We start from the raw sequence: 602 nt of genomic DNA, 5'->3' as shown, positions 1-602 counted from the left end.
CGCTAAAGACGATAATATCAGAGTCGTTGTGATTCAAGCGACGGGTAAGGCATTTTGTGCTGGTCATAATTTAAAGCAAATGCGTGCACACTCAGATGAAGCATTTCATCGTGCGCTATTCCAGCAATGTAGCAAAATGATGCTTACCATCAACCGTATGCCGCAAGTTGTTATCGCAAAAGTACAAGGCATTGCCACAGCCGCAGGATGTCAGCTAGTCGCAGCTTGTGATTTGGCCATTGCCGCTGATGATGCAAAATTTGCTACTTCTGGGATAAATGTGGGACTTTTTTGCTCCACGCCTGCTGTAGCCGTCAGCCGTAATTTGCCCCGTAAGCAAGCATTTGAGATGCTGATTACAGGTGAATTTATCGATGCCCATACTGCCTTGCAATATGGATTGATCAATCGAGTTGTGCCAGCAGAGCAGTTAGATCAAGCACTAGAGTCTTTGATAACAGCCATTACTGCCAAGTCTCCAGTAGCAGTAAGAACTGGCAAAGATATGTTTTATAAACAACTTAATATGAACATCGAAGACGCTTATGACTATGCCAGTGAAGTAATGACTTGCAATATGATGGCAGACGATGTGGGTGAAG

At 44.0% G+C, this 602-nt stretch carries 1 protein-coding gene; it reads left to right on the top strand.

Annotation, left to right across the window (positions count from 1 at the left end; genetic code table 11):
* Positions 1-602, top strand: a 602-nt coding sequence (locus ACS8FC_RS19100) for an enoyl-CoA hydratase (protein ID WP_439297947.1), incomplete at both ends; no start/stop codon positions are given.

The organism is Psychrobacter sp. 1Y4, from assembly GCF_051847555.1.
This window is presented reverse-complemented; position numbering and strand designations above follow the sequence as displayed.